The following is a 15,070-nucleotide window of genomic DNA, read 5'->3' on the forward strand; positions in this document are numbered from 1 at the left end:
GCGGGCACCATAGCCGCCTTCGTGTTCGGTGGAGTCCTGTCGATGGCCGGTGCGGAAATGCGGCGCAACCGATCTTGGGAGGCTTCATGGGGACCTGGCACAGCGGACGGTTCGACAACGAAAACGACACGGAGCCCGGGGCGGTCCCGCCTGTACTGCACCTGCGAGACTCGTTACGGGGCGCAACGGATCTGGAAGGGGCGGCGGATGGCTGAAGACGAGCCAACGCCGGTCCACCTGACGAAGGTGCTCGACGGTCTTGCCGAGAACCCGGCGCTGCCGACCGGGCTGGTCCGCCGGCTGGTGCGCTACCGGCGCGGTTTCGGCCACGTGGCCAAGCGCGACCTGACCCCGGACATGATCGAGGAGGTCCTCGCCTCGGGTCATGACTGGCTGCTGCACTCGCTTGCGCTCAACCGCCAGTTGCCGAACGCCGTCCGGATGCGGCTGGCTGCCCACGCCGATCCCGCCGTCCGGGCTGCCCTGGTTGTCGGCGCCCGTGGCGCGCCCCGCGAGTTGTACGAGCGACTCATCGACGATCCGGACAGGCTGGTACGGGGACACCTCGCCGAACGCGACGACGTACCGGCCGATTTGCTCGCCCGGCTCGCCACGGACCCTGACCCGCCGGTCCGGGCCACCCTCGCACGGTGGTGGACGCAGGCCCCCGGACCGGTCCGGCGGCTCCTGCTCACCGACTCCGTCGACGAGGTTCGTGCGGCTGCCTGCTCGACCTACTACGCCCGGCTACCGCATCCGGTACCGCCGCCCGACCTCGTGGCGGGACTGCTTGCCGATCCGGTCACCCGCGCCGGAGCCGTACGCCACGCAGACCTGACCCCGGAACTGGCCAAACGGTTGGCTGGTGACCCCGACCACCATGTTCGCCGGCAGGTCGCCGAACACCCACAGCTTCCCTCAGGAGTACGGGACGTGCTCGCCGAGGATCCCAGCGCGAACGTCCGCGTGGGTGTCTTCAGCCGCCGGGACACACCCGAGCCGGTACGCCACCGGATCTATACGCAGATCCAGCAGGGCGACCGCCCGCTGGCCTACCTGCTCGACGACGAACTCGACGACACTGCGCTGTTGCAGCTGGTCGAAGACCACATGGCCGTCGCCGAGCTGCAGCACCTTCGGCTGGACTGGATCACCGCAGACCCACTGCCGCACCTGTCCTCGCCATACATCTGCTTCCGGCGCTCCGCTGCACGCGGCCGAACACTGCCGGCCGACGCGGTGATCCGGTTGCTCAACGACGACGACAGGGGCGTACGCACCAGCATGGCCACGCACGCCCCGCACCTGGTGGACCCAGCCACAGCCGAACGCATCGACCGTGAGTTCGGGCCGGACAACAAGACGCGCTGGCGTCCGGCCGACGTGTTCACCTTCCCGCCGCAGACCCTACGCCGCTTCGCCACCGACCCGGACCCGCGCATGCGATGCCTAGCACCCCGAGATCCGGATCTGCCCGTCGAGTTGGCCGGACGTCTGGCCACCGACCCGGACAGCACGGTTCGCCATGAAGTCGCCGGCCACCCGAACCTAACGGTCCACGTGCGTCGCGTCTTGCTCGCGGATTCGAGCGAATGGGTGGCGCACGCGGCGGCTGCGGCGGCGACGCTCCCCGTGGCCGAGATGGAGCGACTACTCACCCTCGCCGGCGTCTGACCGCAAAGACCACCAACACGAGGGACTTGAACCCACGACAGCCTCTTGTCGAGTCCCCTCAGGACTTATTATTGGTTGTCAAGACCCCTTGTTACGGTCCGTAGCGGTCACAGCCTTGCCGTTGGTTATCAGAGATGGGCGCTGAGCTGCACCGACACGACCGCTCGGCAGCCGACGTTTGTCACTGATTGTCAACCACTAGCTCGGGTTTTCGGGGGGTAAACGGGGGCCGAAACACAGGTTCCGCCGCGCCGGGGCCCCGCCGCCCAGAACCTACCCGCGCCGAGAGGAGCGGGCGATGTTCCCGCCCGGCGCCGTTGTTGGCCTCAAGAAGATCCCGCTTCTCTCACGAATGTGGCAGTCTTTTTCGCTGGGGCACTCGACCCGCCATCGGTCTCAGGTGTCTCGATGCAGGTTCTCACGCGGGTGGGTCTCCTCGACCGGAAATGCCGCTGCACCGAAGGCGAATCCGTTGACGTGTGGCGCCGCACTCCGACTCATCACGTACTGCAAAGTGTCGGCCCTCGTCTCGGGCGTCATCGCCGAAATGAACACGGCCTCCGGCGATCCGGAAAACACCTTGTGCACGATGGGCTCCCACACGCGCGCCAGTGTGAGGGCATCGATACGCCCCAGATCCCGCTCGACGCTCCAGCCCGCCGTGAGCTCGGCGACTCGGTCTTGGTCATCGTCGGAACTCAGGAGATCCCATGCTCTCACCAGGAGATCGAACGCGGCCACATTATCTCCGGCGTCTCGAACGAGCAGGTCGGCCACGCCGCCGTCGCATCGCGCGTCGAGCAGCATGATCAGGCCAGAAGCAAAGTTGTCTTCGGCCCAAGACACGACCTTTGCCAGCACCGGTTGCCTCAGTCGGGGCTCGCGAGCCAGTCCTCGCAGGGCGGCGGCGACCGCAGCGCGATGCTCCGGAAGCTCGGCGCGAGCTATCAGATGGCGTAGCCGGGCCAGCGCTACGAACGGATGCTCTCGCCCTAGACGGCCACCGCACAGTAATGCAAGCGAAGGGAATGCACCTCGATCACCGCGGTACGCCCATCGCCAGAGCCGCTCCTGAGTCAGCGCTGCGGCCGCCGGGTGGAAGAGGAGGCCTTCGACAGCCTCTTCTACCAGCCCGCGGTATGCCTCCGCTCGCGGGCTCTTCAGCTGCGCGTAAAGCGCCTCCAGCAGATCAACGCTGCGGCATTCGCCCGCAACGTAGGCAATGACGCCGATGACACGACGAGCATGCTTCTTCGTCTTCGGGTCGGTGACGAGCTCCCGGGTCCACTTTAGGACCGGTACCCGGAGCTCTGGGTGCTCGTTCCATAGCCATTCGAAGATTGCGTAGTCGACACCGGGTTTGTCCCGGTCGATCCACGTGCAGTCGTCGGCGACGGTCGCCCCGATCTCCCGCAGCCGCCTTGACCAACCCTCCGACTCAAGCGCCTTGAACAGCGGCACGCTCTCGTGCCCCAACGCCGTCGCCAATGCCCGGGACGCGGCGGCGACAGCGGTCGAAGGACATCCGTTGAGCACTGCCGCGGCAATCAACAGCATCCGGCGGTCGGCCCAATCGGGCTTCCTGCTGTCGAGTTGTTGGTCGATGTATGGCCGCCACTTGCGGAGCTCACCAATCGTCCGGTCGATGTCGGCCACCGTCCGCACCAGCCGGAGCCGATCGGCCACCTTCACCGCATAGTCCGGGCTTGTTCGGCCTTCATCCAACTCCGCGACGAACGCCCGGACGGCATCCTGCTCTAGCAGGCCAAGCGCCTCCCGATGATCATGGAAAGTCAAGTGCGCGCGGATTACTGAGCTTGCCCGGCGCCGAGGGATGGTCGCGGTTTGGCCGCGAAGCTTTGACCGACATCGCTGCCACACCTTGTCGGCCACAGTGACAACAATCTGTGAATTCAGCTCCCTCAGGTTCCGCGCGTACGCCATGAGCTCATCCGCGAAGGCTTCCGGAATCTCTTCGGTCACGTCGCTGAGGTCGAGCAGGAGCCTCGTATCAGAACTCAGCGGGAAGTCCCTAGTGCTTGGCGCTCCTTCCCAGTCCGGAAGCAGTTCGTATACATCCACCACGGACCTCGATACCGGCGAGGTGGCCGACAGCAGCCGGATCGCATCGGTCTCCTTCCCGGTACCCCGGTGGTTTTCCAGGATCGCGAGGCCGTACTCGTCCAGTGCTGCCTCAGCCTTGATGAACTCATCCATCGGCTTGGCCGGGATGTAGGACGTGAACCTGGCCTTTGTCACCAGCATCTGGTCAACCAGCCGCCATCCCACTCGCCCGCTGCTCATGAGAGTGGTGTGGTAAAGCACCCCCACGGCCATGTTGTTCGACTTGTCGCCGCCAACGGCGGCCACGCTCGGTTCCATGGCCATCAGCGCCTCCAGCCCGGACCGAAGGTGGTGTTCACCGTGCTCCCGTAGGTCTTGCCGACCACGAAGTTGTTGGAGTTATCACCGGCAATGTTGAGGACGGAGATCGAGTCTCCCGGGCCATCCTTGCTTTCCGCCAGCTCTTGAGCGATGCCGTCGAGACGTTCAGCCTCCTCCCTCAGTAGATCGGCCGCAGCTTGAGCGTTCTGGCGAAGCTCGTCATGTCGTGACTCTGCACCGATCTCCTCGCCGACCCGCTGGTCGAGCCGGGCGTGCAGTTCGTTTCGCCGGCTCTCAAGCCGGTCCTCTGCCGACCGCAAGGCCTCACCAAGCGAGGCCTGCCGCTTCATAGATGCCGCTGCAATCGGGGCGAGGCTGCTAGCAGGTTGTGCGGGGCTGCCCTCGCGTTCCGACTCGAGGAGCACGAGACGGCGCTCGTACGTCGCCAGCATGCCCCGGATTTCTTGCAGGGCTGCCGGGCCGTCCGCGTCGCGCGGCGATGGCACCAGGTCAGGCGCCCGGGGCGGGACGAACACCTTTGTCTCCTGGGCGCCGACGATCGTGTTGTGCAGCCACAGGCCAAGGTCAAAGCAATGCCGCACGACCTGTAGGGCGACCTGCACATCCCTCATGTGCCCGTGCACCGCCTGGTTGCCGGCCTTTCTGATCAGATCGCACAGGTGCTGGATGTCTTTATCGATGGCACCTGCCCTCTGCAGGTCAAGGATGCGGTCGTAGAGCCGCTTCGCCTCAGAGCTGACGCCGAAGACAGAGACGGCTTTCTTCGACAACGCCTCCAGGAACCGCCGCGCCTTGAACATCGCCGCATCAGGATCGGTGTAGATGTACGACTCGGCGCTAGCCCCGTCGAACGCCAGCACGGGCTCGTGCTTGACCAGGTACCCGAAGTTCGCAGAAGACTTCACCAGCTCGTCAAGGGCGTCGTCCACGGTCTCTCCTCACCCGCCGTCGGAAGCACAGCCACTCATCGTATCGAGCGCCACCGCTAGGAATGGCTGTCGGATTTTGGACAGGTCGAGCCGCCGAGACCCGGTTCCGCACCGGCGACGACGACCACTCACCGGTCCACCCGGACGACCAGCCGTCTCGCTCGCGGCGTATCCAGTTGTCCAGGTCGAATTCCACTGGCGCATCGTGATCAAGAGGTGCTTGCCCAGCGGGAGGCTCCGACGCACCAGTAGCACAAACCTCCGAAGCGGGTGGCGAATCCTTCCCCGCTACGACCACAGCGGTCGACGCCGCGACCAGATGTGCCGAACGGTCCACCCACCCAGATCGTCCGTTCTCAGCAGCCGGTTGCCGCCGTCCGGCTCGCGGTATCCCGGCTGCTCAAAGCAGGCCGGCGGGGCTTCACCGGAGGAAGGTTCAACCAGAGCTGCTGCTCCCTTCGCGGCCGGTTACAGCATTACGGCATTGCCGAGTCCACCCTCCTGGGGTGTGCCGTGCTTGAAGAAGTGCGCGCGCTGCACCTCATGGCGGATTGTGGTTCGGAATTCGCTGCGGAGCCCGATCAACGATTGCACCAAACACCTTGGCTCGCAGCCAATGATCTCGGGAAGTTCAGCCGTCAGCAGGTGGGCGTGCCAGCCGAGGTACAACCCTACCGACCGGATCGCAAAGGAGTCAGCTGAGTCGGACAGGACGTAACCCAGTAGCTGATCCATGAATTCCTGCAGTCCCGGTGCGGGATCGGCATACACCTTGATGTCGACTAGGCAGCCGCCGAGGACGAGGTCTCCGACCGCGAAGGCATCGTCGAACACAGGCTGGGTCGTACGCGGGGTCCCGAGTCGCACCAACCCCTGACGGCCATCGTCGAGGTAGGCGTGCCAGAGAGCGGCCATCGCTTCGGCCACGCTGGCGGGAAAGGCGTTCGGCCATACCTTCTCCTGCATGATGCGGTACAGGCCCTGCCACTGCTGCCGGTCGGGCTGGCGCGTCCTACGGAGCAAGCCGGCGAACTCGGACAGGTTCCACGCGTCCCGGTGCAGCTGCCTGCCCGCCTCACGGGGATCCCAGTGGGCACGTCTCCCCCAGCTGCTGAACTCTTCGTTGGCTGACGGTGGAACGTCGACCTTGTGAAGTCCGGCTGCGGTCAAGACGCGCGTCGCTTCCCCCGGTGGCAGCATCGGCAGCAGCTCCGGATACGGAGCCTCGTCTGCCAGGTCGAAGCCGACCCGCATCTCGAAGGCCGCCCCCAGTCGCGGGCGGTCAGATGGATCGAGAGTCACGGGGGCCGGCACCGGTGCGGCCGACGCCAGCTCTCGCGCCCAGCGGTTCACTACGCGCTCTCGTCCGGGCAGCCGGTGACGCAGGAACGTCGACAACGAGGACGACGGGTTACGAATCTCATCGATCAACGTCACGGTTCGATCGTCTCACCGCCGTCTGACAATGCTGGACGGGCCGAAGCCCTGATGCGACCTTCGGGGAAATCGCGAAGGTCGACCGCGAAGACGACCGAACGGTCGCCGGTTCATGGCAAGCTTGGCCGCGTCCGTGGGTAGAGGCCGTCGGGCTATCCGAAGGGGTCCAGGCTTCGCCGTTGCCGCGGGGCCATGTGCCGTATCCAGTGCTGGAAACGTTCCATATGACAGCAGCGGGGCGCGTCGCAGGGGCCGCAGAAGTCAGCGTCGTCGTAGCGTTCGGCCCTGACCAGCGTGTATCGGTATGGCTAGGTGAAGGCGGCGGCGTCACGTGAGGCTTCCGTCGGGTACATGGGGTGGCCGTGGCCGTTGCCGGCCGCGATGCCGGAGAACAGCAGCCTCCACTGCTGGTCGCCGCGGCGCTGCCGGGCGGCCTCGACTCGACCTCAGGCCAGTTGATGTGCACAGCCTGCCAGCAAGCGGTTGACCGCAGCGCGGGCCGGCATGTCCTCCATGGACAGCAGGCAGGGCAGCTTACTGATCTGCCGGTGCATCGCATCGTCGGCCTGGTCGCGGAATGCTACGAGACGCCTGACGTACCGGCTATCGGTTCGGCCCCACTGGTGGTTGTTAGCGACCTGGGCGAATGACGCTTGTCCGAACAGCGGTGGCACGTGGTCCAGAAGGGCGCGTAGCAGTGCGTGTGCAGCGTACGCATTGCCGGCGCGGTAGTTGTCGTTGAGCTCTCGTAGGAGTTCGAGGAGCTTCGTCGTGTCCCATCGCGTTCCTTGGGCCTGCTTGACGAGGTCGAAGATCCGCTCATCGATGTAGCTGCCCGGCTCGTTAGGAGTGGCGTTGGGCTTCTCGGAGGGGAACTCAATGGCCGGGGGCGAAGGAGGTTCGAGCCAGCCTGTCGTCGCCTTCGCGAAGTCCTCAACGCTCTTCACCCGTGCGAAGTGCCTGACATCCCGACCGACCTTGACGCTCCAATCGTCGCCGTCGGGTGCTCGCCAGCTACCCTCTCCACCCCATCTCTCCCAGTAGAGCATCTCGGAGAGCCGACGAAGTCGGCCGGTGTCACGAAGAGGCACGCGGAGAGCTTTGGAAACCATGGTCCGGTTGACGGTCACCGTGGTCTCACCCGGCTCAGGGTCGTGCGTGTCCTCGTAGCGCGCCAACCAGCGGAGAGTACGGAGGAACAGTTCGACGTCGTCCCGGCCTCCGTCACAGCGTTGGATGCCGGCTAGCGTCAGCCGCATCACGTCGCGGCCTCTGGGTGCGACGCCCCGGGGCGCGTTAGTCATGAGCAAGGTCGGGGGAATGTCGACGACCGCCTGGGCTACATCGATCTTCATCGCACGCCACAGCTGGCGGTCCACCCGGTCGAACTCTGGCCAGACGGCGTAGCTACGGAAGTGGTCGTACACTGCTTGCAGAACCGCATGCTGCGGCTCTCTTGCCGGCGTGAGCGCGGAAGCCACTCCTTGCTTCCTTCCTGTAATCGATTCAGAGAGCTGTCGACGGCGTGGCGCGACAGTGCACTCCGCTTCCCGACTGTGGCTCGAAACCGCCACCCCTCCAGGCACTGGGTGCCAGGAGGGAGGCGCACGAGTCATCGACGTCTGCCGGCGGGATTCGCAGACGGACGACCGATACTGCCTCAGTGGCCTCCGCGGCCGCTTCCGCCACTCTTCGCGCGCAACTGTCGAAGCGACTGCTTCGTTGTGTCATGAACCCAGTACGCCCAGCCGTCGATCGATGTACCCGTCAGCTTGCCCAACGCCGGCGAGGGCTCCTTATATCTACCGAGGTCCGTCCTGATCCAACCGTCGGCCTCAATGATCGCGGCGAAGCGCCGTCCCTTTCGGACCTGGACGTGGCTCAGAGTGTCCCCCGCCTGCACGAGTCCCTTCTCGATGAGGGCCGTGAGGGCTCCTGGGATTGACGGAGCGGCTGCGTTGGGCATCCCCGATACCGCTGCTCTCGAATGGCCCTTTTCCAACAGCAGTCGCCGGAGGACGTCGTTCGGCTGCTCAAAGCCCTTGACGTTTCGTTCTAGCTCGGCGTACACCTCATCATCAATCTCGATCCGTCGCACAAAATCTCCACATCTCCCAATCTCCAGATTCGGAGATTCTGCCAGATCTGGAGATTGAAGGCAACTGCTATCTAGGCTACGTCGGGCAGGACCACCTGCTGGAGGACATCCTGCAGGTGGTCATGGCTGCCGTACTGGCACGGAGACCGCGTCAGTTGGTTCCCCCGCTAACACACACGCCACGGCCACAGCCCACCGCGGCGGCACCCTCGACATGGCCGAGACCGAAGCCTGGGGGTACGGGAGGGCTGCGTCCAGTCCGGGAGCGGCGCCGCGCCTGCCTGCCACCTCGTCAACCCTCAGCCCCGCTCGACTCGTCCCCACGGACGGTGCCGGGTCTCGCATACTGTCCCGTGTGAGGTCGACGGCGGTCACTGGAGCGGCGACGTGAGGCGGGGCCGGACCTGGCTGCTCACTCTGCTTGGCGCCGCCGTAGTCGGCATCGCCTGGGAGGTTCTGACAACTGTCGACCTCCGCATCGGCGATCAGCTCGCGAGCGTCATCGGCGCCGTGTTCGGCCTGCTAGGGCTGGCAGCGTCCCTGCTGGCAGTCCGGTCACCGAAGGACCCGGCCGGCGAGGGCGATGCAGTCCACCGACGGCTGACCGTCGCCGCCAAAGGGTCCTTCCGGGCGCAGACGCAGATCGCGACCGACGGGTGGGGCTCCCGACTGCCGCTGCGTTGGACAGCGGATCCCGACCTCGGCGGTGGCATCGTCGACTTGGCCGCGCTCGCGCAATCGACACGGATGACCCGAATGATCATCGTCGGTGGGCCCGGGTCGGGCAAGACGACCCTGCTGACCATGCTCGGCAGCATCTTACTGTCGGACCACGCCGAGCGACGGCCGGTGCCGCTTCTGTGCCCGGCGGCCTCCTGGGAGCCCGACCAGGAACCGCCGGAGACATTCGTCGTACGGACCCTCGTCGCCACAGGCATGCTGGGAACGTCCGACGAGACCGCCAGCGCGCGCCACCTCGTTCGGCGTGGCCTCGTGCTTCCGCTCATCGACGGGCTCGACGAGCTGCCCGAACCGCAGCGGTCCGGGGCGATCTCGGCCCTCGACCGGCTACGCACCGGATACGTCGCCACCTGCCGTACGGCGGAGTTCGCGAACATCAGCGCGATGGCTCAGCCACGGGCCATGGTCGTCGAGCTGATGCCTCTGCGGCGCGACGATGTCGCCGCCCTTCTCGTCCAGGACCCGGCGACCGCCGACCGTTGGGGCCCCGTTCTCACCGAGATCGCCGCCGATCCGGGCGGACCGCTGGCGCAGACGCTGGGGACGCCGCTGCTCGCGGGGATCGCGCGGGACGCGTACGGCGACCCGGCTGCGGATCCGCGCGAGCTGCTCGACCAGCCGGACCCGGCGGGTGTGGTGGTCGAGCGGATGCTCGAATGCCTGTCCGAGCGGACCCGCACCGGGTTGGCGGAGCTGGCCGCGGTCAGCGCCCAGCCACCCAACGAGATCGTCTGGTGGCGACTCGCGGCCGAGACGGGCGGTGCGGTAGCCGCCACCGCCGCGATCCGCACGGTCCGGGCCCTGCTGCTTCTCGGGCTCACGGCGGCTCTGGCCCGCAGCGTCACCCCCGCTCTCGTTCTGGCCGCGGTGATCGTGCTGACTCTGCGCGGCGGATTGATCGAGGGCCAGCCGAGACCTCGCCGAGTCGCGTGGTGGGGCTGGGGTGACCTCGTCCGGGCGGCCGTCGAAGCGGCCAGCGGCACGGTGATCGCCGTCGGGCTGCTCGCGTTCTCCGCCGGGGCCAACTCGATCTTGCCCTTCGTGGCCGCTCATCCGCTGGCGGTGAACCTCGCGACCGGTGCCGGCGCCGCGACGATGGTCGTCGCGATGGTCACCGGTCGGCACCCGCGCCGGCCGCCGCCCCCGCACCCGTCGTTGCGACAGGACCGGCTCGGCGTGGCCCTTCGCGCCCTGTGCGCCGCCGGCCTCGGTGGGGTGCTGCTCTCGGCCGCACCCGGCTCCCGGCCACCGGTCGCGGTGGCTGTCCTGTCCGTGATGGTGCCGCTGCTCGCGGTGTTCGACGCCAGCGCGTGGGGACAGTACACGGTTACGCGGCTGCGGCTGGCGGCCCGGGGCCGAATGCCGTTGCGGCTCGAACGGCTCCTGACCGACGCCCACCGTGCCGGAGTGCTGACCCGGACCAGGGACGGCTATCGGTTCCGCCACGCCCTAATGCGCGACGCGCTGATTCGTCACGCCAACGCGCGGCGCGGGCCTGCGGCGGCGGTGACCGACGAGTTGCTGGCGCAGTTCCTGGCGTTGCCCGAGGTGACCGAGTATCTGGCCCCGGCTCCGGACGAGCGTCGTCGCATGCTGGAGCACCAGGTGCGGCGCGAGATCACCACCGACCCGTCCGCCGTCCTGGAGAGCGGAGCGGCCCACCACGATCGGTTCCAGCAGGCACGTGGTCAGCTGGTGGCGGCGGCGGTAACGGCCTGGGCGCGGTTGAACAGCGTGTACGGGCTGCTCGCCGGCTTGGCGCTTGCGGTGACGGTGTTCGCTTTCGGCAACGCGCTCTGGTCGTTGCGGATCTCCCCGCTGACCACGCCGGTCATCGCCGCCGTCGCCACGATCATGCTGTGTGGAGTCGTCGCTCGCGTGGCGGACCGGCTGGGGCGCCGCGGCATACTCTCAGCCTGTCTGGCCGTCATGGTCGCGGCGATCGCGGCGTTGCTGACGCTGGCGGGCATGTCCTTCCGGCGCCTCCCGGGGGTGGAGTCCCTCGTCGTGGCGGCCGCCGTCGCGGCCTCGCTATTTGGCCTGTCGTGGGTGGGATCGCGCCAGGCCGCCGACGCGTGGCGCCGCTTGTGCAGCGACGACCCGTCACGATGGCCGGAACCCGCACCGGCGACCCGCCGCTACGACGAGGCGGCCCGCCAAGCCCGCGAGGACTGGCTGGTGGCGATGGCCCGCCACTGGATCGTGCCGAAGGTGTGGCCCTTTCTCGGGCAGGGCGGCGACCGGAACTCGTTGCGACTGCCCGTGCTAAGCCCAGGACGGCTGGGCGACGTCAGCCGCGCCGAGCAATTGGTCGAGAACGCGGCCGATGGTCGCGTCGCCTGGGCGTTGCGGGAACTCGAGGGCGCCAGCATCGGCGTCAGCGGCCCGCGCGGCACCGGCAAGAGCACGCTGCTCCAGCGGTACTGCACCGAGCAGTTCCGAGCCACCGAGGGTGACGTGCTCGTCTTGGTGCAGGCACCCACCACCTACGACCGGCGTGAATTCCTCGTGCACCTGTTCGCGGAGACCTGCGTACGGCTCGGCGCGCCCTCGCCCGCCCAGCCGGCGGCGCACCGGTGGCGGTCACGGATCCGCGTGCTGTTGCCGGCAGCCGTGGTCCTGGCCGGCGTCGCCCTGATCGTCGTCGTGGTCCTCGGTCCCCGCATCCGCGCGGCCCTACTGGCCATGTGGCAGGCGCCGCGGGTGCCGGCGTACGTCCTGGGCGGCCTGTTGATCCTGACCCCTATGCTGTGGCGCCTCTGGCGCGACCTGGTGCGGCGTCGGTCCACGGTGACGCCGAGCCCGTCGGCGACGGCAGCCGAGCATCACCTGCGGACGCTGCGGTTCCAGTCCGTCTTCTCGCGGAAGGCGGGCGGCAAGTTCACCGTCCCCGGCGGGCTCGACCTCAGCGCGGAGGGACAGGTCCAACGGACCGAGCAGCTTCGCACCTACCCCGAACTGGTCGCGCTCTTCCGCGACATGCTGTACGAGGCTGCCCTGGAACGCCGCCGTCGCGGGCAGCGCATCATCATCGGCGTCGACGAACTCGACAAGATCGGGTCGGTAGAGGACGCGGAGCGGTTCATCAACGACCTGAAATCGGTGTTCGGCGTCCGCGGCTGCTACTTCCTGGTGGCGGTGTCCGAGGATGCGCTGGCCGCGTTCGACCGACGGGCTCTCGGGGTCCGCACCGCGTTCGACAGCGCCTTCGACCTCGTCATCGAGGTCGGGCCACTGACCGTCGCCGAGGCCGGCAAGCTCCTTCAGCTACGCGGTCTCAGCCTACCGGAGCCCTACCTGTGGCTGTGTCACGTCCTGTCTGCCGGCCGGCCCCGCGAGCTGCTCCGACAGGTGATGGCGCTGGCGACGATCAGCTCCGAGCGCAGGATGTGGGACATCGACAAGCTGACCGTCGAGCTGGTGGCCGCAGACGCGGCGAGCATCCTCCGTGCTCAGGTCCGGGCGGCCGAGACGGGGGCCACCGGGCAGCGCGACGCGGTGCGGTGGATCCTGCTCGTGCACGACGTGCCGATGACGGCGGAGTTGCTGGAGAGGGCCTGCACCGACATGCCGTCCGTGGACCGGACCGACCCGGTCGCCGCGGTCATGGTGCAGACCCAGGCGTACCTCTATCTCGCCGCCACCTTGCTGCGGGCCTTCGCCGAGGACGCCGAGACGACCGTGCGCGCGCTCGGGCCGATCTCCGGCGGCCCGCCGATCGAACGGCTCGCCCAGGCACGGTCCCGCGTGGCGGTCCAGCCCGACCTCGCGTGGCCGGCGATCGACGACTTTCGGCGCTCCGTCGGGATTCCATCCGTGGTCCGGGAGCCGTGAGGACGGGTCGGTGCGGCGCCTGCGGAGGAACGGTCCGGCCCACCTGGATCGAAGGGTTGCCAGGCCCTGAGGTTCCCCCAGCAGTTCGGAGGTCTTTCGGGCCCGCTGGAAGCCTGCCGAGGCATTCAGGGCCCAGGCTCCCTGTATTCACTCCTCCTACGCGCATCGACTAACGTGGCAGCACGGCACTTGCCCAGGACCACCCTCCTTGAGAGAAGGTGGACTTGAACCGAAGACAACCTCTTGTCGAGTCCCGTCAGGACTTGTCATTGGTTGTCAAAACCCCTTGTAACGGAACGTAGCCGAAGCAGGCTAGTCGTTACTTGCCTAAGGTGATCGTTGAGCTGCAACGACATCGCTATCCATCTACCGCCCCTTGTCACTCTTCGTCAACATCTGGCCGGGGTTTTCGGGGGGTAAACGGGGGGCCCAAGGTTGTACGTCCGCGACGTCTGACCGCCCACCGGCCGAGCCCTGCACATCTCATAGATCGCGTACCGACCGGCCTGCGGCAGCCCGTCCTCGGTCAACTCGTCAATGGAACCTCACGCGGTGGCGGCGGTCGCGGTCGAAGGTTCAGGAGTCCTCAGAACTGCCGCCGCGGGAGCGGCGGCGCGATCGGCGCCGGACTATAGTCACGCGGTGCAGCGAACAAGGCATAGGTTGAGGACGGCTCTGGCAGTTGGTGCCGTAGTCTCAGCTACTGCTTGGGCCTTGCGCAGCATGACGCGCGTCGCTTCGACCCCGGCACCGGGACCCGCGGTCAGGAACAGCCCTGCGACGACCGAACTCGCGCCGGTGTGGCCGACTGACGCATCTTCTCCGGTCGAAGCGTCTCCCGTAGTCGTTCGTCGATTCGATCGCGGATTCTGGCTGGTCTGGGCATTGCCTTTGACGGCTGTGGCGGTGATCTCTGTACTGGTCGCATATCCGCTGTTCATCAGCGCCTACCCCGGCATGAGCGGACCGGTCCCGGCCGCGCCGAGAGGTGGAATTCTTCTGCTGATCGACGCCAAGGCACGCAGCCTTGACAGCACCACTGGCCGCCCCGTAGGCACGACGCCGCACGCTGCCGTCAGCGCTGAGATGTGGCCGACGGGCTTCGACGGCGTCAGCGAACTACTCCTAAAATTGACCTTCTCGCAGGACGCGGCCGGTAGCCAATGGTACGTCGTCGCATCCGGACAGTACTTCCCTGATATGCGGCTGGACCGTAGCCTGTTCTGCGGATCCGCACTCGAGGTAGTGCAGGAAGCCGACCGCATACGGTGCGTCGACGCCGGCCGTAACGGGTCCACTCGCATCGAGTACCGGTACGGTGGCCAGATCGGATCGGTATCAGGCGACAAGATCATCGCTCCGATTGACTCCCTGGTCGGCTACGATGCTGCCTCCGCAGTGGTGATCACCGGGACTGTGTCGGCAGAAGATGACGCCCCCACACAGATCTTCATTCCTCACCGGAGCCCTGAGGTAGAGCGCCCCGGCGGGGACGAGATGGTGCGCCTCGCACCCATCGGAGTCACAGATGAGGAGTGGGGCGGGCTTCGGGCCGTGGGTGACGTCGCGGCCGACTACACTGGCGTCTTCGGCGAGTTTGCCGACGTGCAATCCGGACGGAAGCTGCGGTATCTGTCGATCTCCGCTCTGCGCTTCAGCCTTGGAGAAGATGTTCTGAACGGCCGGGAGATTGCCTCGACGATGCCGCCCACGACGCATCCGAACAAGCTGGAATGGGAAAAGGCTGGTGCGGGCATAGGTCCAATCTCCTACCGGCTACACGATCCCTATAGTCAGGACCGCACCGCACTCCGGGCCTTTTGGGCTGGCCTGATCGCGTCCGCCGGGGCTGCCGCCGCCCTGTTGCTCCTAGAACAGGCACTGCAGCGGTGTCAGAAACGGCCCTGAGGCCTTTTGTCGGAGGCCGCGCTGCAACCTCGTACCTGACGGC

At 67.0% G+C, this 15,070-nt stretch carries 8 protein-coding genes; 3 read left to right on the forward strand and 5 right to left on the reverse strand.

What is annotated here, in order from left to right; genetic code table 11:
• Nucleotides 1–207 precede the first annotated feature (207 nt).
• Nucleotides 208–1,674 (forward strand): hypothetical protein, encoded by a 1,467-nt coding sequence (locus O7542_RS13635; RefSeq protein WP_281606343.1) that lies wholly within the window; start codon nucleotides 208–210, stop codon nucleotides 1,672–1,674.
• 396 nt (nucleotides 1,675–2,070) lie between these two features.
• Here the strand turns inward: O7542_RS13635 and O7542_RS13640 are convergent, their stop codons facing one another.
• The 5 genes from O7542_RS13640 to O7542_RS13660 form a co-directional block, all read right to left on the reverse strand.
• The gene (locus O7542_RS13640) at nucleotides 2,071–4,062 is read right to left on the reverse strand and encodes a hypothetical protein (RefSeq protein ID WP_281606344.1); all 1,992 of its coding nucleotides are present in this window, start codon (nucleotides 4,060–4,062) and stop codon (nucleotides 2,071–2,073) included.
• Nucleotides 4,062–5,009: a DUF4145 domain-containing protein gene (locus O7542_RS13645; RefSeq protein WP_281606345.1), complete on the reverse strand. Its 948-nt coding sequence runs from the start codon at nucleotides 5,007–5,009 to the stop codon at nucleotides 4,062–4,064. The genes O7542_RS13640 and O7542_RS13645 overlap by 1 nt, the downstream gene beginning before the upstream one ends.
• Nucleotides 5,010–5,477: 468 nt before the next feature.
• The gene (locus O7542_RS13650) at nucleotides 5,478–6,446 is read right to left on the reverse strand and encodes a hypothetical protein (RefSeq protein WP_281606346.1); all 969 of its coding nucleotides are present in this window, start codon (nucleotides 6,444–6,446) and stop codon (nucleotides 5,478–5,480) included.
• Nucleotides 6,447–6,892: 446 nt separating this feature from the next.
• Nucleotides 6,893–7,927 carry a hypothetical protein gene (locus O7542_RS13655; RefSeq protein ID WP_281606347.1) on the reverse strand — a complete coding sequence of 345 codons (1,035 nt, stop codon included), beginning with the start codon at nucleotides 7,925–7,927 and terminating at the stop codon, nucleotides 6,893–6,895.
• 179 nt (nucleotides 7,928–8,106) lie between these two features.
• A complete protein-coding gene (locus tag O7542_RS13660) occupies nucleotides 8,107–8,544 on the reverse strand; it encodes a hypothetical protein (protein WP_166457799.1) in 438 nt (145 codons plus the stop codon).
• Between the two features lie 387 nt (nucleotides 8,545–8,931).
• Here O7542_RS13660 and O7542_RS13665 point away from each other — a divergent pair, with 387 nt between their 5' ends.
• Together O7542_RS13665 and O7542_RS13670 are read left to right on the forward strand one after the other, a co-directional pair.
• On the forward strand, nucleotides 8,932–13,119 hold the full coding sequence (locus O7542_RS13665; RefSeq protein ID WP_281606348.1) for an NACHT domain-containing protein: 4,188 nt from the start codon (nucleotides 8,932–8,934) through the stop codon (nucleotides 13,117–13,119).
• Nucleotides 13,120–14,025: 906 nt separating this feature from the next.
• On the forward strand, nucleotides 14,026–15,027 hold the full coding sequence (locus O7542_RS13670) for a hypothetical protein (RefSeq protein ID WP_281606349.1): 1,002 nt from the start codon (nucleotides 14,026–14,028) through the stop codon (nucleotides 15,025–15,027).
• Nucleotides 15,028–15,070 lie beyond the last annotated feature (43 nt).

Origin of the sequence: Micromonospora sp. WMMC264 (assembly GCF_027497275.1) — a bacterium.
Classification (GTDB): domain Bacteria; phylum Actinomycetota; class Actinomycetes; order Mycobacteriales; family Micromonosporaceae; genus Micromonospora; species Micromonospora chalcea.